Genomic DNA, 24,462 nt, shown 5'->3' on the forward strand with positions numbered 1-24,462 from the left:
GCGAAGCCGTAAGGCGATGTATACGGACTGACGCCTGCCCGGTGCTGGAACGTTAAGGGGACCGGTTAGTCATACTTCGGTGTGGCGAAGCTGAGAACTTAAGCGCCAGTAAACGGCGGTGGTAACTATAACCATCCTAAGGTAGCGAAATTCCTTGTCGGGTAAGTTCCGACCTGCACGAATGGCGTAACGACTTCTCGACTGTCTCAACCATAGGCCCGGTGAAATTGCACTACGAGTAAAGATGCTCGTTTCGCGCAGCAGGACGGAAAGACCCCGGGACCTTTACTATAGCTTGATATTGGTGTTCGGTTCGGCTTGTGTAGGATAGGTGGGAGACTTTGATATCGCGGCGCCAGCCGTGGTGGAGTCGTCGTTGAAATACCACTCTGGTCGTGCTGGATGTCTAACCTCGGTCCGTGATCCGGATCAGGGACAGTGTCTGGTGGGTAGTTTAACTGGGGCGGTTGCCTCCTAAAGGGTAACGGAGGCGCCCAAAGGTTCCCTCAGCCTGGTTGGCAATCAGGTGTTGAGTGTAAGTGCACAAGGGAGCTTGACTGTGAGACTGACGGGTCGAGCAGGTACGAAAGTAGGGACTAGTGATCCGGCGGTGGCTTGTGGAAGCGCCGTCGCTCAACGGATAAAAGGTACCCCGGGGATAACAGGCTGATCTTCCCCAAGAGTCCATATCGACGGGATGGTTTGGCACCTCGATGTCGGCTCGTCGCATCCTGGGGCTGGAGTCGGTCCCAAGGGTTGGGCTGTTCGCCCATTAAAGCGGTACGCGAGCTGGGTTTAGAACGTCGTGAGACAGTTCGGTCCCTATCCGCTGCGCGCGTAGGAGTCTTGAGAAGGGCTGTCCCTAGTACGAGAGGACCGGGACGGACGAACCTCTGGTGTGCCAGTTGTCCTGCCAAGGGCATGGCTGGTTGGCTACGTTCGGGAGGGATAACCGCTGAAAGCATCTAAGCGGGAAGCCTGCTTCGAGATGAGGGCTCCCACCCACTTGATGGGGTAAGGCTCCCAGTAGACGACTGGGTTGATAGGCCGGATGTGGAAGCCTCGTGAGGGGTGGAGCTGACCGGTACTAATAGGCCGAGGGCTTGTCCATGTGTGCTCGCGTCCACTGTGTAGTTCTGAAACAACCAGCAACCACACACCCCTAGCTCCTTTGTGAGGGCTGGGTTGGTGTGTGGTGTGTGGGACAGTTTCATAGTGTTTCGGTGGTCATAGCGTTAGGGAAACGCCCGGTTACATTCCGAACCCGGAAGCTAAGCCTTTCAGCGCCGATGGTACTGCAGGGGGGACCCTGTGGGAGAGTAGGACACCGCCGAACAAATATTGGGGCCCGGCCTCGGATCATGTATCCGAGGCCGGGCCTTTGCCATTTGTGTGCCTGGGGTAGAGTCGGCCCGCAACGTCCGCACGTACATCCGCACGTACAACGGTCCGCCCGCGCGGGCCGGCACACACGTACACGCACATACAGCAGGAGGGACCCCGGTGGAGGTCCAGGAGACACGGGTGCAAACGGATCGGATCTTCACGATCCCCAACATCCTGAGTATGGCGCGCCTGGTCGGCGTTCCGGTGTTCCTGTGGCTGATTCTGTGGCCCGAGTTCGGCGGGCCGAAGGTCGACGGCTGGGCTCTGCTGGTGCTCGCCTTCAGCGGCGTGAGCGACTACCTGGACGGCAAGCTGGCCCGGCGCTGGAATCAGATCAGCGAGCTGGGCCGGGTGCTGGACCCGGCCGCGGACCGGCTGTATGTGCTGACCACCCTGGTGGGTCTGACCTGGCGCGGCATCCTGCCGCTGTGGATCACCGTGCTGCTGCTGGCCCGTGAGGTCATGATGGCGGTGATGCTGCTGATTCTGCGGAGGCACCGCTACGGCCCACCCCAGGTGAACTTCATCGGGAAAGCGGCTACCTTCAACCTCATGTACGCCTTTCCGCTGCTGCTGTTGAGCGACGGGAGCGGATGGCTCGCGCACCTGGCGACTGTTTTCGGCTGGGCGTTCGCGGGTTGGGGTACAACCCTGTACTGGTGGGCAGGGTTCCTCTATGTGGTGCAGGTCCGGCGACTTGTCAGGGCGGACGCCACGGCTGGCTGAGTCAAGAGGAGGACGTTTCCGACATGAAGGCGGTTGTAATGGCCGGCGGCGAGGGCACACGCCTTCGCCCAATGACATCGAGCATGCCGAAACCGCTGCTGCCGGTGGTGAATCGCCCCATCATGCAGCACGTTCTCAATCTGCTCAAGCGACATGGCCTCACCGAGACAGTGGTCACGGTGCAGTTCCTCGCGTCCCTCGTGAAGAATTACTTCGGGGACGGCGAGGAAATGGGCATGGAGCTTTCCTACGCCAACGAGGAAAAACCGCTGGGGACAGCGGGCAGTGTCAAGAACGCAGAGGAGGCGCTCAAGGACGACGCCTTCCTGGTGATCTCGGGCGACGCGCTCACGGACTTCGATCTGACCGAGCTCATCGAGTTCCACAAGGAGAAGGGCGCACTGGTCACGGTGTGCCTGACCCGGGTGCCGAACCCGCTGGAGTTCGGAATCACCATCATCGACGACGACGGCAAGGTCGAGCGCTTCCTGGAGAAGCCGACCTGGGGCCAGGTCTTCTCCGACACCGTGAACACCGGCATCTACGTGATGGAGCCGGAGGTGTTCGACTACGTCGAGGCCGACGTGTCCGTCGACTGGTCCGGCGATGTCTTCCCGCAACTCATGAAGGAGGGAAAGCCGGTCTACGGCTTTGTCGCCGAGGGCTATTGGGAGGACGTCGGCACGCACGAGAGCTACGTGAAGGCCCAGGCGGATGTCCTGGAGGGCAAGGTCGACGTCGACATCGACGGCTTCGAGATCTCGCCCGGCGTGTGGGTCGCCGAAGGCGCGGAGGTCCACCCCGACGCGATACTGCGCGGGCCGCTCTACATCGGCGACTACGCGAAGGTGGAGGCCGGCGCGGAGATCCGCGAGCACAGCGTCATCGGCTCCAACGTCGTGGTGAAGACCGGGGCGTTCCTGCACAAGGCGGTGATCGCGGACAACGTGTACGTCGGTCCGCAGACGAACCTGCGCGGCTGCGTCATCGGGAAGAACACCGACGTGATGCGCGCCGCTCGGATCGACGAGGGCGCGGTCATCGGCGACGAGTGCCTGATCGGCGAGGAGTCGATCATCGCGGGCACCGTCCGGGTGTACCCGTTCAAGACCGTCGAGGCCGGTGCGTTCGTCAACACCTCGGTGATCTGGGAGTCCCGCGGCCAGGCGCACCTGTTCGGCGCCCGCGGCGTCTCCGGCATCCTGAACGTGGAGATCACCCCGGAGCTGGCGGTACGACTCGCGGGCGCGTATGCGACGACGCTGAAGAAGGGCGCGACGGTCACCACGGCGCGCGACCACTCCCGTGGCGCCCGCGCGCTGAAGCGGGCGGTGATCTCGGCGCTCCAGGCCAGCGCGATCGACGTCCGCGACCTGGAGAACGTACCGATGCCGGTGGCCCGGCAGCAGACCGCGCGCGGCAGCGCGGGCGGCATCATGATCAGGACCAGTCCGGGGCGGCCCGACTCGCTGGACATCATGTTCTTCGACGAGCGCGGCGCCGACCTGTCCGGGGCGGGGCAGCGCAAGCTCGACCGGGTGTTCTCGCGTCAGGAGTACCGCAGGGCGTTCCCGGGCGAGATCGGTGACCTGACCTTCCCCGCGACGGTCTTCGACTCCTACACCGGCGCGCTGCTGCGGGCCGTGGACATCACCGGGATCGCCGACGCCGGGCTGAAGGTCGTGGTGGACGCGGCCAACGGCAGTGCGGGCCTGGTGCTGCCGAGCCTGCTCGGTCGGCTGGGCGTGGACGCGCTGACCATCAACCCCGGTCTCGACGAGGCGCGGCCGACCGAGACCGAGCAGAGCCGCCGGGCCGGGCTGGTCCGGCTCGGCGAGATCGTCTCCTCGGCGCGGGCCGCGTTCGGGGTGCGGTTCGACCCGGTCGGCGAGCGGATGTCGCTGGTCGACGAGCGGGGCCGGATCGTGGAGGACGACCGGGCGCTGCTGGTGCTGCTCGACCTCGTCGCGGCGGAACGGCGCAGCGGCCGGGTGGCGCTGCCGGTGACCACGACCCGGATCGGCGAGCAGGTCGCCGCGTACCACGGCACCCAGGTGACGTGGACGACGACGTCGCCCGACGACCTGACCAGGGTCGGCCGGGAAGAGGGCACGATCTTCGGTGGCGACGGGCGCGGCGGCTACATCGTGCCCGAGTTCAGCAGCGTCTTCGACGGTTCGGCGGCGTTCGTGCGGCTGATCGGCCTGGTCGCCAGGACGCAGCTCACGCTGAGCCAGATCGACGCCCGTATCCCCAAGGCGCATGTGCTGAAGCGGGATGTGCCGACGCCGTGGGCGGTGAAGGGCTCGGTGATGCGCCGGGTGGTCGAGGAGGCCGGCGACCGGTCGGTGGACACCACCGACGGTGTGCGGGTGGTGGAGTCCGACGGCCGGTGGGTGATGGTGCTGCCCGACCCGGCCGAGGCCGTCACGCACCTGTGGGCCGAGGGTCCCGACGACGCCTCCGCGCAGGCGCTGCTGGACGAGTGGTCCGAGGTGGTGGAGAGCGCCGGCCGCTGATCCGCGGGCGGCCGGATGGATTCGTCGACTCGTCGTTTCGTCGATCCACCGCTGAACGGCGGTCCGGCCGCGGCCGGACCGCCGTTCGCCGGTTGCCGGCCGGGCGCGGACCGGTCGTGGAGCGATCGCCAACCGGTCGCCGACCGATCAACTGTCGGTCGGCGACCGGTCGGCAACCGATCGATCGCCGACGGAATCAGCCGTGCTATCCGCCGGAATCGGTCGCACCGGGCGAACCGCGCGTCGGGAGGGGCCCGTTCGGGAGCGGGCGTCCCGACGTGCGACGATGTGCGGCATGCCGCAGCAGCCACCCGATCGGAGCAGTCCCGCGCCCGGGGCCGCTCCGCGACGCCTGGACGCGTCCATGTCGCTGCTGACGAACATCATGGAGCACAGCCTCGACGACGGTTACGCGGAGGCCGCGGCCCGGCGCGGGCAGGTCGGCACCTCGCGGCTGCCGAAGGCGCTGGGCGGCAAGGTGGGGCTGGCGGCCGGGCTGGTGCTCGCCGCGCTCGTGGTGACGCTCGGTGCGGCCCAGGCGCGGGTCTCGGCGCCCTCCGTGGCCAAGGAGCGGCAGAACCTCATCGACCGCGTCCAGACCGAGACCAAGAGCGCCGACGCCCTGCAGAAGAACGTCGACTCGCTGCGGGACACCGTCTCCGCGGAGCAGCAGGCCGCGCTCAAGCAGCCCGGTGGAGACGGCGATCGCCTCGTCGAACTGCTCGCCGCCGCCACGCCGGTGCACGGCCCGGGGGTCAAGCTGGTCGTCAATGACGCCAAGGAAGCCTCTGAAGGGGGCACCGGCGGCCCGCGGGAGAGCAGTGGCTTCTCGGACACCGGGCGGGTCCGCGACCGCGACATGCAGCAAGTGGTGAACGGTCTGTGGGTCTCCGGCGCCGAGGCGATCTCGGTCAACGGCGAGCGGCTGACGGCGCTGTCGGCGATCCGGGCCGCGGGGGACGCCATACTGGTCGACAACAAGCCGCTGGTGCCGCCGTACACGGTGCTGGCGATCGGGGACGGGAAGCGGTTGAGCACGGCATTCCAGAACAGCGCCGACGGGGAGTACCTGCACGTGTTGGTGACGAACTACGGCATCAGGTCGAGCATCGGCGTGCAGAGCGATCTCCGACTGCCCGCCGCACCCTCGCTGATCCTGCGGTACGCCACACCCGACGTGCCCACGACGCCACCGAAGACGCCGTCGAACGGGAAGGGTTGAGAAGTGATCGCCGTACTTGGCCTCGTCGTGGGGGTCGTGGTCGGACTCGTGGTGCGCCCGGTGGTGCCCTCGGGCGTCGAGCCGTATCTGCCGATCGCCGTCGTGGCCGCGCTCGACGCCGTCTTCGGCGGGCTGCGGGCCATGCTCGACGGGATCTTCGACGACAAGGTCTTCGTGGTCTCCTTCCTGTCCAACGTGGTGGTGGCCGCGTTGATCGTCTTCCTGGGCGACAAGCTCGGCGTCGGCGCGCAGTTGTCCACCGGCGTGGTGGTCGTCCTCGGTATCCGGATCTTCTCCAACGCCGCCGCCATCCGCCGTCACGTCTTCCGGGCGTGACGAACGGATGAGCAACGAGCACAAGCACCGGCATGAGCCCGAGCACGGGCACGAGCACGAGCGTGGGAGCCACGACGAGCAGGCACCCGAGCCCGAGCGTGATCACCAACCCGAGCGTGATCCGGAGCGCGCGCACGACGACGGCGCCGCGCCCGCGCAGGAGCACGAGGACGGCTCGGAGCCCGCGACCGCACCGCGGACCGGGCGGCAGCGGCTGGTGGCCGGACTGTGGCCGCCGCGGCTGACCCGCGCGCAACTCATCGTCGCGGTACTGCTGTTCGTGCTGGGCCTCGGCCTGGCCATCCAGGTGCGCACCACCAGTGACGACAACAGCACGTTGCGCGGGGCGCGTCAGGAGGACCTGGTCCGTATCCTCACCGAACTGGACAACCGCGGCCAGCGGCTCCAGGACGAGAAACACGGCCTGGAGGACCAGCGCAGCGAGTTGGAGACCAGTTCCGACCAGGCCGCGGAGGCGCTCAAGCAGACGCAGGAGAAGGCCCGGCAACTCGGCGTGCTGGCCGGCACGGTGGCCGCCCAGGGCCCGGGGATCACGTTGACGGTCAAGGACCCGCACGGCCAGGTCGCGGCGGACTCGCTGCTGGACACCGTCCAGGAGCTGCGCGCGGCGGGCGCCGAGGCGATCCAGGTCAACAACGTGCGCGTCGTCAGCGACACTTATTTCACCGACGGAGCCAACTCCGTGCTCGTTGACGGGCACCGATTGGCCCAACCGTACGTCTTCAAAGTCATCGGCAACCCGCCCGATCTGGAGCCCGCGTTGAACATCCCCGGCGGGGTGGTGCAGACGTTGGAGAAGGAGCAGGCGAGCGCCGGCGTGGTCAGGTCGCAGAAGATCGTCGTGGACGCCTTGCGGCCGTCGAAGCAGCCTGACTACGCTCGGTCATCCCAATGAGGCGGGGGGTCGGGGACCTGGCCGGGTGCTGAGTGGTGGAAACTGTGAGTAGTGAGAGTTCGTCCTGCCCCACGGGCGGGTCTGCTTCTTTCAAGGGGAATCGCCCGTGAAGTTGTTTGGGAAGTTGTTCGGCAAGAGCGCCCGCCAGTCGGGCGACCCGGCCACGGCACGCCACCGCGCGCCGCGGAGCGGGGCGGAGGATGCGCGAGACGCCGGCCAGGGGGCCGAGCGTCCGCTGTTCCGCGCGGAGTCGCCGCAGCAAGGCGGCGAGATTCCGGGCGCGCCCGGCGTGGCGCCTGTTGACCACGGTTCGGCCCCCCGCATAGGTTTCGGGGAACCGTCGGCCTCGGACACGGGTGGTGAGCACGGCGTGCTGGTCTGCGGCAGGTGCGGGCACCGGAACGCGGAGGCGAGTCGCTTCTGCAACAACTGCGGTGCGCCGTTGCGCGGAACTCAGGGAGGCGCGCCCTTCGAGCGCCCCTCGGAGACCACTTCGACCATCTCGATCTCCAGCATCGAGGCGTACGAAGCCGAGGCGACCGGTCAGACCCCGATGCCGTCGCTCTCCCCGGAGGCGCAGGCCGCGGTGGCCGCGCTGCCCCCGGGATCGGCACTGCTGGTGGTGCGGCGGGGGCCCAACTCCGGCAGCCGCTTCCTGCTGGACGGCGAGCTGACCACCGCCGGCCGGCATCCGCAGAGCGACATCTTCCTGGACGACGTGACCGTCTCCCGCCGCCATGTCGAGTTCCGGCGCGGCGTCGACGGCGTGTTCACCGTCTCCGACGTGGGCAGCCTCAACGGCACCTACGTCAACCGGGAGCGGATCGACGCGGTGCAGCTGTCCAATGGCGACGAAGTGCAGATCGGCAAGTACCGACTGGTCTTCTACGCGAGCCAGGCGGGCGTCTGACCCTCCCGCCGCCTGGTCCCAGGGAAGGTGTGCATGCCGCGAACGTCGGGCGGTGCCGGTGACGGCACCGCCATCGCCTCCGCCGGAGGGGACGGCGCCCTGCTGAGCATCGGCGCGGTGCTGTCCCGGCTGCGGGACGAGTTCCCCGAGGTCACCATCTCCAAGATCCGCTTCCTGGAGGCGGAGGGGCTGGTGGAGCCACAGCGCACCCCCTCGGGGTACCGGAAGTTCGGTGCGGCCGACGTCGACCGGCTCGCGTACGTCCTGCGGGTGCAGCGCGACCACTACCTGCCCCTGCGGGTGATCCGCGAGCACCTGGACGCCATGGACCGGGGCGAGCCGGTCGCGCTGCCCGGGCCCGGCGAGTCCCGCGAGGCGCTGGAGGGCTCTCAGGAGCCCGAGGAGCCCGTGCGGATGCGGATCGGCCGGGACGAGCTGCTGGCCGCCACCGGGGCCGACAGCGACGCTCTCGCGCAGTGGGAGTCCTACGGCCTGGTGGAGGCCGACGCCGACGGCGGCTACGAGGCCGACGCGGTGAGCGTCGCCCGGCTGATCGTGGACCTCGGCCGGTTCGGTCTCGAGCCGCGCCATCTGCGCGCGGTGAAGGCGGCCGCCGACCGGGAGGCCGGCCTGGTCGAGCAGGTGGTGGCGCCGCTGCGCCGGCACCGCAACCCGCAGACGCGGATACACGCCGAGGCCACCGCGCGGGAGCTGGCCACGCTGTCGGTGCGGTTGCACGCGGCGATGCTGCAGTCCGCGCTGCGGGTCCGGCTGGACTGACATCGAATCCGGTGGAATCCGGCGGCCGGATCGCCGCCGGAATTCGGCCGGATTGTGGCCGGAACCGTTGCCGGGGGCGGCATCCGCGGGGTTGTCCGGCGCTTTGCGGCCCTTCCCGGTGAGCCGCGTGGCGGCACCTGGCGGCTGCCCGACTACCCAAACCCGGCGGGCACGGCCTAGGGTTGCTGTGTGAACGAGCTCGACGTTGTGGGTGTCCGGGTCGAAATGCCCTCCAACCAACCGATCGTGCTCCTGCGTGAAGTGGGAGGCGACCGGTACCTGCCCATCTGGATCGGGCCGGGAGAGGCGACGGCCATCGCCTTCGCGCAGCAGGGTATGACGCCGGCGCGACCGCTGACTCACGACCTCTTCAAGGACGTGCTCGAGGCGGTGGGACAGACGCTGACGGAGGTGCGTATCACCGACATGAGGGAAGGCGTGTTCTACGCGGAGCTGGTCTTCGCCGGCGGGGTCGAGGTCAGTGCCCGCCCGTCCGACGCCATAGCGCTCGCGCTGCGCACCGGGACGCCGATCTACGGCAGCGACGGTGTGCTGGACGACGCGGGGATCGCGATCCCGGACGAGCAGGAGGACGAAGTGGAGAAGTTCCGCGAGTTCCTCGACCAGATCTCGCCCGAGGACTTCGGGACCAGCAACCAGTAGCCGGCCCGAAACGCCCGGAAAGGCCGTCGGCGCCGTTCCGGGCGGAGTGTCCCGGCCTGCCCCCGATCGGGAGTTGGCGGGGCAATGTTGCCGCCATATGGCCATTCGGAATTCCGTTCCCGCTCTGTGATCAGATCAAACCACTCCTGGGGTGAATTTCACTCGGCGTGCCGAGCGTGGCGATCGTTGACGCACGTGTGACGACTGCCTACCGTCAGGAGGGAAAGTCCGGTGGCACGTGCGCGCGGCCGGCGGACGCGAAGGGACGGAGGGCGTCGTGAGAAGTACCGGCGACGGTTTGGCGACCGGCGGCCCGTATCCGGCCCGAGGGGCACTCGCCCCGGCCGCAGTGGGTGCCGACGGCGGCCCACCTGCCGAAACGCCGTCCGAGCAGATCGGCTACCGAGGTCCGGCGGCCTGCGCCGCGACCGGCATCACCTACCGCCAGCTCGACTACTGGGCCAGGACCGGCCTGGTCGAGCCGAGCGTGCGACCCGCGTACGGCTCGGGCACCCAGCGGCTGTACGGATTCTCCGACGTCGTCGTGCTCAAGATCGTCAAGCGGCTGCTCGACACCGGCGTCTCCCTGCAGAACATCCGCACCGCCGTCCAGCACCTGCGCTCGGTCGGCCCGGGTGAGCTGGCCCGGATGACGCTGATGAGCGACGGCGCCACCGTCTACGAATGCACCTCGCCCGACGAAGTGGTCCAGCTGCTCCAGGGCGGCCAGGGCATCTTCGGCATCGCGGTCGGCGTGGTCTGGCGCGACGTGGAGACCGCGCTGTCCGAGATGCACGGCGAGCGCGTGGACACCGGCGAGACCCTGGTCGGCCACAACCCGGCCGACGAACTGGCCCGGCGCCGCAACAAGGCGGTCTGAGCGCGGCCCCGCGCACTTCGCGCCCGCCTCGCATCGCGTGCCATGCGGTGCCGTGCCAGGCCGCGCGGCGCTGTGCGGTGGCTCGGTCCACCCCCGGGCCGCAGCCGCGACCCGCCGTCGCCGTACACATGTACGGCCGATGTCGGTGGGATGCGGGACGCTTGGACGTGTGAGAAGTGCGCCGACGATCCTCCACCTGGACATGGACGCGTTCTTCGCCGCGGTCGAGCAGGCGTCCAAGCCGAGCCTGCGGGGCAAGCCGGTGGTGGTCGGCGGCCTCGGACCCCGCGGCGTGGTGTCGACCGCGTCCTACGAGGCGCGCGTGCACGGCGTCCACTCCGCCATGGCGATGGCGCACGCCCGCCGGCTCGCCCCCAACGCGGCGTATCTCGCGCCGAGGTTCGGCATCTATCGGCAGGTCAGCGAGATCGTGATGGCGCTGCTCCGCGAGGCGTCACCGCTGATAGAGCCGCTGAGCGTCGACGAGGCGTTCGTCGACCTGGAGGCCGGTGAGTACGCCGGCGATCCGCGGGCGGTGGCCCGGGGCCTGCGCGCCGACATCAAGGCCGCCACCGGCCTGACCGCCTCCGTCGGGCTGGCCGGCTCCAAGCTGCTCGCCAAGATCGCCTCGGAGAAGGCCAAGCCCGACGGCCTGGTGGTGGTCGAGCCCGGCACCGAGCAGGCGCTGCTCGACCCGATGCCGGTGCGCACCCTGCCGGGGGTCGGACCCGCCACGGCCGAGCATCTGCGCAGGGCCGGCATCCTCACCGTCGCCGAGATCGCCCAGGCCGGAGAGGGGGAACTGGTCCGGCTGCTCGGCAAGGCGCATGGCGCGGGCCTGCATGCGATGGCCGCCGGTGTCGACAACCGCCCGGTGGTCGCCGACCGCGACGTCAAGTCCATCTCGGTCGAGGACACCTTCGACAGCGACCTGACCGACCGCGCCCATGTGCGGTACGAGATCGACCGGCTCGCCGAGCGCTGCGTGCAGCGGCTGCGCGGCGCGGGCCGCTCCGGGCGCACCGTCGTGGTGAAGGTCCGGCGGTATGACTTCTCCACGCTCACCCGCTCCGAGACGCTGCGCGCGCCCACCGACGACCCAGCCGTGGTGCGCGAGACCGCCCGCCGGCTCGCCGAGGCCGTCGACACCACCGGTGGCGTGCGGCTGCTCGGGGTGGGCGTCGCCGGGCTCGCCGACTTCACGCAGGAGGACCTGTTCGCCCAGGCCGCGGGCGAGCGGGCGCTGAACGGCGACTCGGCGGAGGACGACGCCCCGCCGCCGCTGCCCAGCAGCCCCCCGCCGGCCCCCGAGCGGGCGAACCGCTGGCTGCCGGGCCACGACGTCACCCACGCCACGTACGGCGCCGGGTGGGTGCAGGGCAGCGGGGTCGGCCGGGTGACCGTGCGCTTCGAGGTGCCCTCGGACGCCGTGCCGGGCCGGGTGCGCACCTTCCCCGTGGATGATCCGGAACTCAGTTCCAGCGATCCGCTGCCCCTGGCCGCCCAGCGGATGCCCGTGGACCCGGGCGACCCGCCGCCGTCCGGTCCGCCCGCAGGTTCGGAGGACACGGGTCCGCCGGCAGACCCGCCAGCGGTCCCGCCCGTGGACGCGGGCAGCGACCCGCCCGCCGATCCGGCTCAGTCGTCGTCGGCCAGCTCGCCGAAGTCCCCGGAAGGCGCCGGCTCCGCCCCCGACCGCGGCACGTCCATTCCGTAGTGGTGGTAGAGCTGCAACTCCTGCTCGGGCGAGAGGTGCCGGCCCACGCCGAAGTCCGGCGCGTCCTTGATCAGCGCCTTCTCGTACGGCACCCGCAGTTTGTCGCCGTCCAGTTCGCTCGGGCCGAGCGGCACGAAGGCGTCCCGGGTGAACAGGCCGGTGCGCAGCGCCGCCCATTCCGGCGTGCCGGTCGCGTCGTCGAGGTAGACCTCGTCCACCGTGCCGATCCTCGTCCCGTCACGGTCGAAGGCGCGGCGGCCGATCAGGCTGCGCGGATCGATGTCGGTCTGCACGGTCCCTCCAACGAGTCCAACCAACCCCAGGCCCGCCGTCGTACGACGGCTGCCGACTCCTACCCAAAGCCACAACAGGGGCGGTGTCGACTCGGCACCTGTTCCGATCCGTGTTCGGATCACGCTGGTAGGCTGGCAGAAGGCCGTTGACCCCGTGCGGGAGAGTCCTCCAAGAACCCGCCTGGTGGCGGGTGGCGGAAGGCGCCGAAGGAGCAAATCCTCCCCGGAATCTCTCAGGCATCCGTACCGCTCGGGTGAGGTCACTCTGGAAAGCAGGACCTGTCCCGGAAGCAGCGCGGCCGCCGGGCGCGTCCTCACCGACGGTGAAAGCCGCCCTGTGGGCCGGGGCGGTGAAGCTCTCAGGTTCTGATGACAGAGGGGGAGGCCGTACGGGTGCCTTGGCGGCACCCCCGAAGGTCGTTGCAGACCAGGAGGCCCCCGAAGATGAGTGACCGCCGCAATTCCCTCGCCGAGCTGGAAGCCGGCCGGCCGTTCGCCCGCCGCCACATCGGCCCCGACGCCGAGGCGCAGGCCAAGATGCTCGCCCAGGTCGGCTACGGCTCGCTGGACGAACTGACGGGCGCCGCCGTACCCGAGACCATCAAGAGCACCGAAGCGCTCGGTCTGCCCGCCGCCGTCACGGAGGCCGAGGCGCTCGCCGAGCTGCGCGCGCTCGCCGACCGCAACCAGGTGCTCACGCCGATGATCGGCCTGGGCTACCACGGCACCTTCACCCCGCCGGTCATCCTGCGCAACGTGCTGGAGAACCCGGCCTGGTACACCGCCTACACCCCGTACCAGCCGGAGATCTCGCAGGGCCGGCTCGAAGCGCTGCTGAACTTCCAGACCGTCGTCGCCGACCTCACCGGCCTGCCCACCTCCGGGGCATCCCTGCTGGACGAGGGCACCGCGGCCGCCGAGGCGATGGCGCTGTCCCGCCGGGTCGGCAAGGTCAAGAACGGCGTCTTCCTGGTCGACGCCGACACCTTCCCGCAGACCCTCGCGGTGATCCGGACCCGCGCCGAACCGACCGGCGTCGAGGTCGTCACCGCCGACCTGTCGGCCGGCATCCCCGCCGACGTCGCCGAGCGCGGCGTCACCGGCGTGCTGCTGCAGTACCCCGGCGCCTCGGGCGCCGTCCGCGACCTGCGGCCGGTCATCGAGCAGGCGCATGACCTCGGCGCGATCGTCACCGTGGCCGCCGACCTGCTCGCGCTCACCCTGCTCACCTCGCCCGGCGACCTCGGCGCGGACATCGCGGTCGGCACCACCCAGCGGTTCGGCGTCCCGATGGCCTTCGGCGGCCCGCACGCCGGCTACATGGCCGTCCGCGACTCCTACGCCCGCAACCTGCCCGGCCGGCTCGTCGGCGTCTCGGTCGACGCCGACGGCGACACCGCCTTCCGGCTGGCGCTCCAGACCCGCGAGCAGCACATCCGCCGGGAGAAGGCCACCAGCAACATCTGCACCGCCCAGGTGCTGCTCGCCGTGATGGCCGGCATGTACGCCGTCTACCACGGGCCCGACGGGCTGGCCGCCATCGCGCGCCGCACCCACCGCTACGCCGCGGTGCTCGCCGCGGGCCTGCGCGCGGCCGGCGTCGAGCTCGTCGAGGACGCGTACTTCGACACGCTGACCGCCCACGTGCCCGGCCGGGCCGCCGACGTCGTGGCCGCCGCGCGCGCCGCCGGCGTCAACCTGCGGCTGACCGACGCCGACCACGTCGGCATCGCCTGCGACGAGACCACCGACCGCGCCGCGCTCAGCTCGGTGCTCGCCGCCTTCGGCGCCACCGGCGACATCGACGCGCTCGACGCCGCCGCCCCCGACGCGCTGCCCGATGCCCTGCTGCGCACCGACGACTACCTCACCCACCCGGTCTTCCACCAGCACCGCAGCGAGACCTCGATGCTGCGCTACCTGCGCCGGCTCGCCGACCGCGACTACGCCCTGGACCGCGGCATGATCCCGCTGGGCTCGTGCACCATGAAGCTCAACGCGACCACCGAGATGGAGCCGGTCACCTGGCCGGAGTTCGGCGCCCTGCACCCCTTCGCGCCCGCCGACCAGGCCGAGGGCTACCTCAGCCTGATCCACGGCCTGGAGGACCAGCTCGCCGAGATCACCGGCTACGACAAGGTCAGCCTCCAGCCCAACGCCGGGTCGCAGGGCGAACTGGCCGGCCTGCTCGCGGTCCGCGCCTACCACCGGGCCAACGGCGACCTGGACCGTACGGTCTGCCTGATCCCGTCCTCCGCGCACGGCACCAACGCCGCCAGCGCGGTGATGGCCGGGATGACCGTGGTCGTGGTGAAGACCAGCCAGGACGGCGACGTGGACGTCGCCGACCTGCGCGCGAAGATCGAGCAGTACCGCGACCGGCTCGCCGTGCTGATGGTCACCTACCCCTCCACGCACGGCGTGTTCGAGGAGCACATCACCGACGTCTGCGCGGCCGTGCACGACGCCGGCGGCCAGGTCTACGTCGACGGTGCCAACCTCAACGCGCTGGTCGGCCTGGCCCGCCCGGGCCGGTTCGGCGCCGACGTGTCCCACCTGAACCTGCACAAGACGTTCTGCATCCCGCACGGCGGCGGCGGCCCCGGCGTCGGCCCGGTCGCGGTCCGCGCCCACCTGGCCCCGCACCTGCCCAACCACCCGCTCCAGCCCGAGGCCGGCCCCGCCACCGGTGTCGGCCCGGTCTCGGCCGCGCCCTGGGGCTCGGCGGGGATTCTCCCGATCTCCTGGACCTACGTCCGGCTGATGGGCGGCGAGGGGCTGAAGCAGGCCAGCCAGATCGCCGTGCTGAGCGCCAACTACGTCGCCAAGCGGCTGGAGCCGCACTACCCGGTGCTCTACACCGGCCCCGGCGGCCTGGTCGCGCACGAGTGCATCATCGACCTGCGGCCGCTGACCAAGGACACCGGTGTCAGCGTCGACGACGTCGCCAAGCGGCTGATCGACTACGGCTTCCACGCGCCGACGATGTCCTTCCCGGTGGCCGGCACCCTGATGATCGAGCCCACCGAGAGCGAGGACCTCGCCGAACTCGACCGGTTCTGCGAGGCGATGATCGCGATCCGCGCCGAGATCGACCGGGTCGGCTCCGGCGCGTGGCCCGCCGACGACAACCCGCTGCGCGCGGCCCCGCACACCGCGGCCGCGCTCAGCGGCGACTGGAGTCACCCGTACAGCCGTGAGGAGGCCGTCTTCCCGGCCGGCGTGCACCCCGCGGACAAGTACTGGCCGCCGGTACGCCGGATCGACGGGGCGTTCGGCGACCGCAATCTGGTCTGCTCCTGCCCGCCGCTGGACGCGTACGAGAGCTGATCGGCGCGCGGCGACGCGCAGGCGGGGCGGCGGCGCCTCCCGACCGGGAAACGGCCGGGAGGCGCCGCCGTGTGTCCGCAACCGGCCGAGTGGATGGCGCGTCTTGCACCAATGAGTAGCGCGAACGTGAAATACCTGCGGAATGCCGTCCGGGGAGCAAGACTGGGACCGGCCGCGCGAGAACGGGGGACCGAGATGAACCAGGCAGGCGACGCGACCGACCGCACCATTCACCTCTCGCAGCGAAAGACACCATTGACCATGTGCAAGCACGAGCCGCAGTGCCCTACCGCTGACAGCGCCGACCGTGAGGCCGCCCTCATCGTGGCCCACCACCCGGAGCAGGGCTGGAGCCTGCTGTGCAACGGGGTGCTGCTCTTCGAGGACACCGGCGAGATCCTGCCCGACGGGCAGATCATCGCACCGCATCGGCCGCTGGTCGCTACGCGCGTCACCACGGCCGCCTGAGCCGCCCGGCGAGGCGCCCGAGGCGTTCCACGGGTCGTCCGACGAGGCGTTGGACGGGTCGGCCGACGCATGACACAGCCGGTTCCCCTGAGCCTCGGTGCCCAGGAGAACCGGCTTCGCTCATGCCGGGCCGCCGGATACGGCCTGTGCGCCCTATGCGGCCTGCACTGCCTACGCCGGGGAGCCGGCCAGCGGCGGCGGGGCCAGCCACGCGCTCAGCAGCGGCGCGAGCTCCACGATCCGGTACACCCGGTGCGAGGCGATCCCCGGCGGCGCGGGCGCCAGCGGGATGACCAGGTCGGCCGGGTCCGGCTGGGCGGTGGCCGCGTCGGCCCTCGGCACCGAGTGCAGCCACAGCGCCATCATGTACAGGCTCGGCACGGACAGCAGGTGCGGCTGGTAGGTGGCCGGCAGCGGCTCCGCCTGGCGCAGCGCCCGCTCGGTCGAGGCCAGGTAGGGGCCTTCGGAGAAGCGCGAGAACACCCAGCCGTCAGGTGTCGCCACGGTCTCGCCCGCCGCGGCCACCCGGGACCCCGCCCTGATATGGAACCGCCAGCCGGCCAGCCGCGCGTGGGGCAGGCCACCGGGAACCGCCGCCGGTTCGAACACATGGACCGGCAGGGGGTGTTCGGCGTCCAGCGGCCCTTCCGCGGTGCGCAGGGCAGGGGTCCGGGCTTCCAGGACCGCAGTGGGAGAACTGAGCGCCGCCAGGACACTCAACAGGGCTGGTGCGGGTGCTGGGGGGACAAGCAGCGGCATGGTGTTGTCGCCTCTCACTGGGAGACACGTGGTGCGGGCACAAAGCGGTGCGGGCGAGGTGCGGACGGCGCGGTCAGTACCTGGTGAGGGTTACTGCTCAAGCTCGCCCGGCGACGGCGGATACTCTGCCTCGTGCGCGGAGTTTATACGACGTGTGTTCGCTCCGTGTTTCATCTACTCGCTGCCAGTATTACCCGCAAGGCGATTATCCGCCTTCTTCCCGAGGGGTCCGGCCGGCATTCCCGCAGGGTAGGGGGCGGATGCCGCTGATTTCCGCCCCGTACGGTCGGCCGGAACCGTTCGGTGGTATTCACCCGGATTTTACGCGGGAGCCCTGCACCGAATGTGCCGCGGGAACATGCCCGCGGCCGGTCACTACGGCAAGCGTAGCGTGCACGTCGTGCTCCGGTGGGCGTTATCGATCATTTGGGTGGGCATCCTCCGGTGAGGACCGCGCGAGGAGGGACGCTTCGATGGGGGAGAAGGTGGTGGCCGGGGCGTTCGACCTGGCCGACCGGCGGATGTATCGGAACAAGCTCCAGCAGTGCCTGGTGGGGCTGGAGAGGCTGTTGGCGGAGCGGCGCTTCGATCGGCCGCGCAATCTCATGGGTCTGGAGATCGAATTGAATCTCGCGGATTCCGAGGGACTGCCCCGCATGATGAACGAAGAGGTGCTGGAGCGCATCGCGAGCCGCGATTTCCAGACCGAGCTGGCCCAGTTCAATATTGAAGTGAACATCGCGCCGCACCCGCTTTCCGGCCGGGTGCTCGACCGGCTCGCCGAGGAACTGCGCACCGGGCTCGGCTACGCCGACCGGATGGCCGGAGAGGTCGGCGCCGGCATCGTGATGGTGGGAATCCTACCCACCCTCCAGGCCCAGGACCTGGTCTCGGCGAACCTCTCCCGCGCCGACCGCTACACCCTGCTCAACGAGCGGATTCTGGCCATGCGCGGCGAGGACATCACCCTCGACATCGAAGGCGTCGAGCACCTCGTCTACACCTCCGCCTCGATCGCGCCCGAGGCGGCCTGCACCTCCACGCAGATGCACCTCCAGGTCACCCCGGAGCGCTTCGCCCCGGCGTGGAACGCCGCCCAGGTGGTCTCCGCGCCGCAGGTGGCGGTCGGCGCGAACTCGCCGTTCCTCTTCGGCCGCGAGCTGTGGCGCGAGACCCGCCCGCTGCTCTTCCAGCAGGCCACCGACACCCGCCCGCAGGAGCTGCGGGCCCAGGGCGTACGGCCGTTGACCTGGTTCGGCGAGCGGTGGATCGACTCGGTGGCCGACCTGTTCGCGGAGAACCTGCGCTACTTCCCGCCGCTGCTGCCGATCTGCGACGACGAGGACCCGCTGCGGGTGCTCGACGAGGGCGGGGTGCCCCAGCTGCGCGAACTGGCCCTGCACAACGGCACGATCTACCGCTGGAACCGCCCGGTCTACCAAGTCGTCGACGGGGTGCCGCACTTGCGGGTGGAGAACCGGGTGATGCCGGCCGGGCCCACCGTCGCCGACGTCATCGCCAACGCGGCGTTCTACTACGGCCTGGTCCGCGCGCTCGCCGAGGCGCCGCGGCCGGTCTGGCAGCGGCTGCCGTTCGGCGCCGCCGCCGCGAACTTCGACGCCGCCTGCCGCGACGGCATCGACGCCATGCTGCACTGGCCGCGCCCGCGCGGCACCGCGCTCGCCCAGGTCGCCGCGGCCGACCTGATCCGGGACGAACTCCTGCCGCTGGCCGCCGCCGGGCTCGACGGCTGGGGCATCGACCCCGTCGACCGCGACCACTACCTCGGCATCATCGAACAGCGCTGCCGGCTCCGTACCAACGGCGCCCGCTGGCAGGCCGACGCCTTCCACCACTTCCTCGGCCGCGGCCTGGACCGCCGGGCCGCGCTCGCCGCCATGACGCAGCGCTACCGCGCTCTGTCCACCGAGGGCGCCCCGGTCCACACCTGGCCGATGCCCGGCTGAGCCGCGCCGCGCCGTCCCGCCGACTGCCCGGGCGCGGTGGCGCATTACCCTTCGACCGAGCGGCGGATTCGATCAAGGGGGCGGTCAGGGTGCCGAACGAAGCGAAGGAACCGAACGCACCGAACGGCCCGAACGCACCGAACGGCCCGAACGGCCCGAACGGCCCGGACGTACTCGACGGAGCGGGCGCGACGGACGTATCGGACGTAGTGGACGGGCTGGACGAGTTCTGCGCGCAGGCGCTGGCCGACCACTCCTGCGCGTCGCTCTCCCTCGCCGTCGTGGCACGCGACGAGGTCGTGCTCGCCCGCGCCTACGGTCTTGCGGACGTCGCCGCCCGGCGGCCGGCCACCCCCGAGACTGTCTACGGGCTGGCCTCCGTCACCAAGGCGGTCACCGCCACGGCCGTCTGCCTGGCCGCCGACGAGGGCCTGCTGGACCTCGACGCCCCGATCCCCGGCGACTACCCGGGGACCGCGCCCACCCCGCGCCAACTGCTGCGGCACCGCGGTGGGTTCCCCGCGTTCTACAACTTCCACTACGACACCGGCCCGCTGCCGATCGACATCGCCGACTACCGCACGCTCGTCCGCGAGCCGGGCACCGGCTTCGAGTACTCCAACCTCGGCTACGCCGAACTGGGCCGGCTGCTGGAGTCCGCGACCGGCCGGAGCGAGGGCGACTACCTGCGCGAGCGGATCTTCGCACCGCTCGGCCTGAGCAGCTTCGGCTACGGGGCCGCCTGCACCGGCTCGGCGCCCGTCGCCGAGCGCTACTCCGCCGGCGGGCAGCCGTACCCGACCTGCTTCAGCGACCACCCCGCGGCCGGGGCCGGCTGGGCGAGCGCCGCCGACGTGGCGCGCTTCGCCCGGACGGCCACCCGTCTGCTCCGACCCGCCACGGCCGCGGCGATGCACGACGCGGTGCCGATCGGCGGGCACCTGGGCTACGGATTCGGCCGGGTCGTCTCGCACGGCCCCGGGCCGGTCGTCCGCAGCCACGGCGGCGGCATGGGCGGCATCGCCGCGATGATGATCGACCTGCCCGAGCGGGAGATCTCGGTCGCGGTGCTGAGCAACTCCACCCGCAAGGCGGCCCGGGACGCCGTCGTCCTGCGCCTGATGGGCATCCTGGCGCCCGGCTTCCCCCACGAGCACCTCGCCCCGGTCACCGACCCGGGCCGCCCGATGACGCAAGCGCCGGGGGAGTGGGCGGGCGAGGTCGGCACTCCTCAGGGCGGCGTCCCGCTGCGGATCAGCGTCCTCGCCGACCGCCAGGTGGAGATCCGGCTGGCCGACGGCGCGCCGTTCACCGTGCTGGCCGGCGCCTCCGAGCAGTGGGACCTGTGCGCGAGCGCGCCGCTGCAACTGCCCACCGACGACGCACGGGTCAACAGCCCGCACCTGGCCCTCGCGCTGCGGGCCGGGCCCGAGCGGCTGGAGGGCCGGGCCGTGGCGTACAAGAACGGCGACCTGGAAGGACGGCTGGGCGCGTACCTGGTGCACCCGTGCGTGCTGCGCGCCGCCTGAGCGCGGAGCCGGGGCGGGCGGCGCCGCGCGGCGAGTCGGCGCGCTTCGGGCTGGTCAACGGGGCGACGGCCAGGTTCGTGGCGTAGGCTCGCGCGGCGCACACCGTGCGGGCGGCCGTGGCGGTGCGGTGGTAGGGCGGCGGGCGGGATCTTCGTATCGTGTCCACGACGACACGGGAGGACCGCGTGCAGGCAGAGGCACAGGCACAGGCCGGGCAGCCGGAGCAGCGGCAGTTGCCGTTCGAGGAGCGGACGCTGCGCAGCGAGACGCTGATCGTGCTGGCGCTGTCGCTCGGCGCCAGCGGTGTGTCCGCGGTGATCAGCTTCATCGGCTCGGTGACGCGGCCGGGCGCGCTGAAGAACCAGGCCGCGACGCTGGTCGGTTCGCAGGCCCCCGGCCGCCCCTGGCTCGACCTGGCCTGGCAGGTCTTCTCGATCGCCACCGCGCTGGCCCCGGTCGCGCTGGTCGCGCACCTGCTGGCGCGCGAGCGGGTCGGCATGCCCGCGATCGGCTTCGACCTCACCCGGCCGCGCCGGGACCTGGCCTGGGGCGCGCTGGTCGCCGCGGTGATCGGCGGCACCGGGCTGGCCTTCTACCTGTGCGCACGGGGCGCCGGGTTCAACCTCACGGTGGTGCCCGAGTCGCTGCCGGACGTGTGGTGGCGCATCCCGGTGCTGATCGCCTCCGCGGTGCAGAACGCGGTCCTCGAAGAAGTCATCGTGGTCGGCTATCTGCTGCGCCGGCTCGACCAGTTGAAGTGGTCGCCGATCGCCGCGCTCGCCGCCAGCGCGGTGCTGCGCGGGTCCTACCACCTGTACCAGGGCATCGGCGGCATGGTCGGCAACATGGCGATGGGCGTGGTGTTCGTGCTGCTCTACCGCCGGTGGGGCCGGGTCGGCCCGCTGGTGGCCGCGCACTCGCTCATCGACACGGTCGCCTTCGTCGGGTACGCGCTGCTCGCCGGGAAGGTGGGCTGGCTGCCCACCGGGTGAGTGCCACCGCGCCGCCGTGACGCGCCCGGCTGTGACGCGCCCGGTTTCGGCGTACGCGGTTTGGCGTAGGCGCCCGTGACGTACGTGGGCGCGTGTCACGGCACCGCGTGCAGTTCGCCGTCCACCACGGTCACGGCCGCGCCGGTCAGTTCGACCCGGTCGTCCCGCAGCCGGGTCGCGACCAGGCCGCCGCGGGCCGACGCCTGGTATCCGGTCAGCGCGTCGCGGCCCAGCCGGGCCGACCAGAACGGCGCGAGGGCGGTGTGCGCGCTGCCGGTGACCGGGTCCTCGTCGATGCCGACCGCCGGGAAGAAGCCGCGCGAGACGAAGTCGTAGCCGCCGGCCGGGTCGGCGGCGGCCGCGGTGGCGATCACCCCGCGCCGGGACAGCGCGGCCAGGGCCTTGAAGTCCGGGGCGAGCGCGCGGACCGCCGCCTCGTCGGCCACTTCCACCAGCAGGTCGCCGCAGTCCGGACCGGTGTCCAGCACGGTCAGCGGCTCGGCGCCGAGCGCCGCGGCGAGGCCGGCCGGCGCCTTCTCCGGGGTGAGCGGCGCGGCCGGGAAGTCCAGGGTGATCGTGCCGTCGCCGTCGGCCGTCGCCGCCAGCACCCCGGCCTTGGTACGGAACCCGACGGTGCCCTGCGCCTCCCCGGTGGTGCGCAGCACATGCGCGGTGGCGAGGGTGGCGTGCCCGCACAGCCGCACCTCGGTGGCGGGGGTGAACCAGCGCAGCGCCCAGGTCGCGCCGTCGTCGCCGCCCGGGGGAAGCGGATGCGCGAACGCCGTCTCGGAGAGGTTCAGTTCGGCGGCGACCCGCTGGAGCCAGCCGTCGGAGGGGAAGCCGTCCGCCCCGAGCAGCAGCACGCCCGCCGGGTTTCCGGTGAACGGGCGGTCGGTGAACGCGTCGACGATTCGGATACGCATGCCGAGAGGGTACGGGAGCGCGGCCACCCGCAGCAGCGGGCGGGAAGATGATCGGGCGGTGATCGGGCCGGGTGGGGTAAGGCCAGGTCCGGCAGGGTTCGTAGCCGCACACCGCTGCCGCCGCCGCCGCTGTGCGCCAGGGTCGTACGGAAGTGGTCACACCGCGGGTCGGCGGGGGTGGGGGCAGCCGGGCCTGTGTGTCCCGGCTGCCGGGGTTCAGGCGTGCTGCGGGACCTCGTCCTTGAGCATGCCGCGGATCTGCTCGCGCATCTCCGGGCTGTCGTCGTGGCCGTGCACGGACACCGCGTGTTCGGTCGCGGCGCGGACGACCTCGTCCTCCTCGCCGGAAATGGCGAGGGTGCAGTTCGACTCGCTCGGGAAGTCACGGCAGTCGGCTACTTTGCGCATCGTGCACCTCCTCACTGTCCAGGATAGATCCGCCGTCCGAGCGATGTCCGGTGGCGCGGTGGCAGTGGTGGCGGTGGACGGCCCGCGAGGGAAGGCGGCAGTCGACGGAACGCAGCCGGCCGCACGCAGTTGACGGAACGCACTTGACGGGGTGCTTTGCAAAGGGGCAGCTTCTGCAACGTGACCGAGGAGAAGCCCGTACCCGCGTCCATACCGCCGCCTGCTCCGCCCGAGCCGCAGGGGGAGCGGCCGCGCGCGCCCGAGCAGTTGCCCGTTCACCCCGTGCGCGTCGCCCTGCTCGACCTGCTCGCCGACGGCGGCACGGTGACGTCCACCGAGGCGGCCGCGCGGCTCGGTGAGAGTTCCGGACTGTGCTCCTTCCATCTGCGGCAGCTCGCCCGGCACGGGCTGATCGAGGAGGCGCCGCACTCCGGCGGCCGGGCCCGGCCGTGGCGGTTGCGCTGGGAGCGGCCGCGGGAGCCCGAGCCCGTACCGGACGAGCCGGCGCGGAGCGACGAGTTCGGCGTACTTGCCCGCGGGCTGGAGGACGAGAGCCACCGGCGATGGCTCGCCCAGCGCGACCACGCGCCGCGGGAGTGGCGGGCGGACGAGGCGTTCAGCACCGTCGTGCACCTCACCCCGCAGGAGTTGCGGGCCGTCGCCGCGGCGGTACGGGCGACGCTCGACGGCTACCGGCACCGGGACCACGACGTCCTGGCGCGCCCGGCCGACGCGCGCCCGGTGGCGTTCGTCAGCCGGCTGTTCCCGCTGCTGCCCGGGGCTTCGGACGGTGAGCGGTGAGGCCGCCGGCACAGGGCGCGGAGGGCGCCACGGTGCGGGCGCTGCTCCGCTACCCGGTGAAGTCGATGCTGGGCGAGGCGGTCGTCGCGGCCGACGTGACCGAGCGCGGGCTGCCGTACGACCGTCAACTCGCCCTGCTGCACCGGGAGACCGGCAAGGTCGCCAGCGCGAAGAACCCCAGGATGTGGCGGCGGCTGCTCAAGCTCACCGCCAACGCCACGCCGGCGGCGGTACGGATCGGGCTCCCGGACGGCAAGGCGGTGTGGAGCACCGACGCCGACGTGGACGAGCGGCTCTCCGCGCTTCTCGACCAGCCGGTGGTCCTGACCGGGCGACCGCCCGCCGACGCCGAACTCGACCGGGCGCGCCCCGAGGAGGTGCTGCGCGACGGCGTCCGCGCGGAGGTCGCGGTGGAAGTGGGCCGGCTGGGCGGCGCCGCACCCGAGGGCACCTTCTTCGACTTCGCCCCGCTGCACCTGATCACGTCCTCGACGCTGCGGCGGATCGCCGAGTCCAGCCCGCGCGGCACGGTGGAGGCGGAGCGCTACCGGCCGAACGTCGTCATCGACACCGCGGGCTCCGGGTTCGTCGAGAACGACTGGGTCGGCCACGACCTGCGGATCGGTGACCGGCTCACGCTGCGCGTCATCGCCCGCAGCCCGCGCTGCGCGATCCCCACCCTGGAGCACGGCACGCTGCCGCGTGACCCCGACGCCCTGCGGGTGCCGGCCGCCCACAACCGCGTGCCACCGACGGACGAGTTCGGCCCGCAGCCCTGCGCCGGCGTCTACGTGCGGGTGCTGCGCCCGGGCCGGATCGCGGTCGGCGACCGCCTCACCGTCCTGCCGGCCGCCGCAGCTCCCGAGGGCGGGTCCTAGAAGGGACCGCCCCCAGATCCGAGGGGGTCGTCCACGGGCGGCGGTCGCGGCCGGGGTTT

At 71.2% G+C, this 24,462-nt stretch carries 21 protein-coding genes, 2 rRNA genes and 2 riboswitches (1 of these 25 running past the window's edge); of the genes, 19 read left to right on the plus strand and 4 right to left on the minus strand.

Annotated elements, in window-relative coordinates; all coding sequences use genetic code 11:
• The 12 genes from OG370_RS37950 to OG370_RS38005 form a co-directional block, all read left to right on the plus strand.
• A 23S ribosomal RNA gene (locus OG370_RS37950) occupies positions 1-1,111 on the plus strand; it begins 2,014 nt to the left of the window's first position.
• Between the two features lie 108 nt (positions 1,112-1,219).
• Positions 1,220-1,336, plus strand: a 5S ribosomal RNA gene (rrf, locus tag OG370_RS37955).
• 167 nt (positions 1,337-1,503) lie between these two features.
• Positions 1,504-2,112, plus strand: a complete 609-nt coding sequence (locus OG370_RS37960; protein ID WP_328472481.1) for a CDP-alcohol phosphatidyltransferase family protein — start codon at positions 1,504-1,506, stop codon at positions 2,110-2,112.
• A 23-nt stretch (positions 2,113-2,135) separates the two neighbouring features.
• Positions 2,136-4,631, plus strand: a complete 2,496-nt coding sequence (locus OG370_RS37965) for a mannose-1-phosphate guanyltransferase (RefSeq protein ID WP_328472483.1) — start codon at positions 2,136-2,138, stop codon at positions 4,629-4,631.
• Between the two features lie 286 nt (positions 4,632-4,917).
• Positions 4,918-5,853 carry a DUF881 domain-containing protein gene (locus OG370_RS37970; protein WP_328472485.1) on the plus strand — a complete coding sequence of 312 codons (936 nt, stop codon included), beginning with the start codon at positions 4,918-4,920 and terminating at the stop codon, positions 5,851-5,853.
• A gap of 3 nt (positions 5,854-5,856) precedes the next feature.
• A complete protein-coding gene (locus tag OG370_RS37975) occupies positions 5,857-6,189 on the plus strand; it encodes a small basic family protein (RefSeq protein ID WP_202237672.1) in 333 nt (110 codons plus the stop codon).
• Positions 6,190-6,196: 7 nt separating this feature from the next.
• Positions 6,197-7,105, plus strand: coding sequence for a DUF881 domain-containing protein (locus OG370_RS37980; protein ID WP_328472489.1), 909 nt, complete (start codon positions 6,197-6,199; stop codon positions 7,103-7,105).
• Positions 7,106-7,169: 64 nt separating this feature from the next.
• Positions 7,170-8,015, plus strand: a complete 846-nt coding sequence (locus OG370_RS37985; protein ID WP_328474812.1) for an FHA domain-containing protein — start codon at positions 7,170-7,172, stop codon at positions 8,013-8,015.
• Between the two features lie 33 nt (positions 8,016-8,048).
• Positions 8,049-8,795 (plus strand): transcriptional regulator FtsR, encoded by a 747-nt coding sequence (gene ftsR, locus OG370_RS37990; protein ID WP_328472491.1) that lies wholly within the window; start codon positions 8,049-8,051, stop codon positions 8,793-8,795.
• 189 nt (positions 8,796-8,984) lie between these two features.
• Positions 8,985-9,458 (plus strand): bifunctional nuclease family protein, encoded by a 474-nt coding sequence (locus OG370_RS37995; protein WP_328472493.1) that lies wholly within the window; start codon positions 8,985-8,987, stop codon positions 9,456-9,458.
• A 277-nt stretch (positions 9,459-9,735) separates the two neighbouring features.
• Positions 9,736-10,338: a MerR family transcriptional regulator gene (locus OG370_RS38000; protein WP_328472495.1), complete on the plus strand. Its 603-nt coding sequence runs from the start codon at positions 9,736-9,738 to the stop codon at positions 10,336-10,338.
• 169 nt (positions 10,339-10,507) lie between these two features.
• Positions 10,508-12,055, plus strand: coding sequence for a DNA polymerase IV (locus OG370_RS38005; RefSeq protein ID WP_328472497.1), 1,548 nt, complete (start codon positions 10,508-10,510; stop codon positions 12,053-12,055).
• On the opposite strand, the gene OG370_RS38010 is transcribed toward OG370_RS38005, so the two are convergent.
• The gene (locus OG370_RS38010; RefSeq protein ID WP_328472499.1) at positions 11,977-12,348 is read right to left on the minus strand and encodes a PRC-barrel domain-containing protein; all 372 of its coding nucleotides are present in this window, start codon (positions 12,346-12,348) and stop codon (positions 11,977-11,979) included. The two genes, OG370_RS38005 and OG370_RS38010, sit on opposite strands and share 79 nt — an antisense overlap.
• A gap of 147 nt (positions 12,349-12,495) precedes the next feature.
• A riboswitch (glycine riboswitch) is annotated at positions 12,496-12,607 on the plus strand.
• Positions 12,608-12,734, plus strand: a riboswitch (glycine riboswitch).
• Between the two features lie 58 nt (positions 12,735-12,792).
• Here OG370_RS38010 and gcvP point away from each other — a divergent pair.
• A complete protein-coding gene (gcvP, locus tag OG370_RS38015; RefSeq protein WP_328472501.1) occupies positions 12,793-15,678 on the plus strand; it encodes an aminomethyl-transferring glycine dehydrogenase in 2,886 nt (961 codons plus the stop codon).
• A gap of 261 nt (positions 15,679-15,939) precedes the next feature.
• Positions 15,940-16,146: a DUF5999 family protein gene (locus OG370_RS38020; RefSeq protein WP_328472503.1), complete on the plus strand. Its 207-nt coding sequence runs from the start codon at positions 15,940-15,942 to the stop codon at positions 16,144-16,146.
• A 171-nt stretch (positions 16,147-16,317) separates the two neighbouring features.
• On the opposite strand, the gene OG370_RS38025 is transcribed toward OG370_RS38020, so the two are convergent.
• The gene (locus tag OG370_RS38025) at positions 16,318-16,905 is read right to left on the minus strand and encodes a hypothetical protein (protein ID WP_328472506.1); all 588 of its coding nucleotides are present in this window, start codon (positions 16,903-16,905) and stop codon (positions 16,318-16,320) included.
• 473 nt (positions 16,906-17,378) lie between these two features.
• Between OG370_RS38025 and OG370_RS38030 the strand changes: the two genes are divergently transcribed.
• From OG370_RS38030 to OG370_RS38040, 3 genes are all read left to right on the plus strand, one after another.
• A complete protein-coding gene (locus OG370_RS38030) occupies positions 17,379-18,872 on the plus strand; it encodes a glutamate--cysteine ligase (RefSeq protein ID WP_328472508.1) in 1,494 nt (497 codons plus the stop codon).
• Positions 18,873-18,961: 89 nt separating this feature from the next.
• A complete protein-coding gene (locus OG370_RS38035) occupies positions 18,962-20,401 on the plus strand; it encodes a serine hydrolase domain-containing protein (protein WP_328472510.1) in 1,440 nt (479 codons plus the stop codon).
• Positions 20,402-20,586: 185 nt separating this feature from the next.
• Entirely contained in the window at positions 20,587-21,393 is an 807-nt protein-coding gene (locus OG370_RS38040) for a CPBP family intramembrane glutamic endopeptidase (protein WP_443060928.1), read from the plus strand.
• 95 nt (positions 21,394-21,488) lie between these two features.
• On the opposite strand, the gene OG370_RS38045 is transcribed toward OG370_RS38040, so the two are convergent.
• Together OG370_RS38045 and OG370_RS38050 are read right to left on the minus strand one after the other, a co-directional pair.
• Positions 21,489-22,316 carry a PhzF family phenazine biosynthesis protein gene (locus OG370_RS38045; protein WP_328472512.1) on the minus strand — a complete coding sequence of 276 codons (828 nt, stop codon included), beginning with the start codon at positions 22,314-22,316 and terminating at the stop codon, positions 21,489-21,491.
• Positions 22,317-22,532: 216 nt separating this feature from the next.
• On the minus strand, positions 22,533-22,724 hold the full coding sequence (locus OG370_RS38050) for a DUF1059 domain-containing protein (RefSeq protein WP_328472514.1): 192 nt from the start codon (positions 22,722-22,724) through the stop codon (positions 22,533-22,535).
• Positions 22,725-22,904: 180 nt separating this feature from the next.
• Here OG370_RS38050 and OG370_RS38055 point away from each other — a divergent pair, with 180 nt between their 5' ends.
• Both OG370_RS38055 and OG370_RS38060 read left to right on the plus strand, forming a co-directional pair.
• Positions 22,905-23,525, plus strand: a complete 621-nt coding sequence (locus tag OG370_RS38055; protein WP_443060820.1) for an ArsR/SmtB family transcription factor — start codon at positions 22,905-22,907, stop codon at positions 23,523-23,525.
• A complete protein-coding gene (locus OG370_RS38060; RefSeq protein ID WP_328472516.1) occupies positions 23,522-24,403 on the plus strand; it encodes an MOSC domain-containing protein in 882 nt (293 codons plus the stop codon). Before OG370_RS38055 ends, OG370_RS38060 begins: the two co-directional genes overlap by 4 nt.
• The last annotated feature ends 59 nt before the right edge of the window (positions 24,404-24,462 follow it).

This window comes from Streptomyces sp. NBC_00448, from assembly GCF_036014115.1.
Taxonomy (GTDB): domain Bacteria; phylum Actinomycetota; class Actinomycetes; order Streptomycetales; family Streptomycetaceae; genus Actinacidiphila.

What these genes read in the sequence shown, in the direction of transcription:
- OG370_RS37965 (WP_328472483.1), top strand. Translation starts at nt 2,136, where the DNA reads ATGAAGGCGGTTGTAATGGCCGGCGGCGAGGGCACACGCCTTCGCCCA.
- ftsR (WP_328472491.1), top strand. Translation starts at nt 8,049, where the DNA reads ATGCCGCGAACGTCGGGCGGTGCCGGTGACGGCACCGCCATCGCCTCC.
- OG370_RS38045 (WP_328472512.1), bottom strand. Translation starts at nt 22,316, where the DNA reads ATGCGTATCCGAATCGTCGACGCGTTCACCGACCGCCCGTTCACCGGA.
- OG370_RS38020 (WP_328472503.1), top strand. Translation starts at nt 15,940, where the DNA reads ATGTGCAAGCACGAGCCGCAGTGCCCTACCGCTGACAGCGCCGACCGT.
- OG370_RS38025 (WP_328472506.1), bottom strand. Translation starts at nt 16,905, where the DNA reads ATGCCGCTGCTTGTCCCCCCAGCACCCGCACCAGCCCTGTTGAGTGTC.
- OG370_RS38050 (WP_328472514.1), bottom strand. Translation starts at nt 22,724, where the DNA reads ATGCGCAAAGTAGCCGACTGCCGTGACTTCCCGAGCGAGTCGAACTGC.
- OG370_RS37970 (WP_328472485.1), top strand. Translation starts at nt 4,918, where the DNA reads ATGTGCGGCATGCCGCAGCAGCCACCCGATCGGAGCAGTCCCGCGCCC.
- OG370_RS37980 (WP_328472489.1), top strand. Translation starts at nt 6,197, where the DNA reads ATGAGCAACGAGCACAAGCACCGGCATGAGCCCGAGCACGGGCACGAG.
- gcvP (WP_328472501.1), top strand. Translation starts at nt 12,793, where the DNA reads ATGAGTGACCGCCGCAATTCCCTCGCCGAGCTGGAAGCCGGCCGGCCG.
- OG370_RS38030 (WP_328472508.1), top strand. Translation starts at nt 17,379, where the DNA reads ATGGGGGAGAAGGTGGTGGCCGGGGCGTTCGACCTGGCCGACCGGCGG.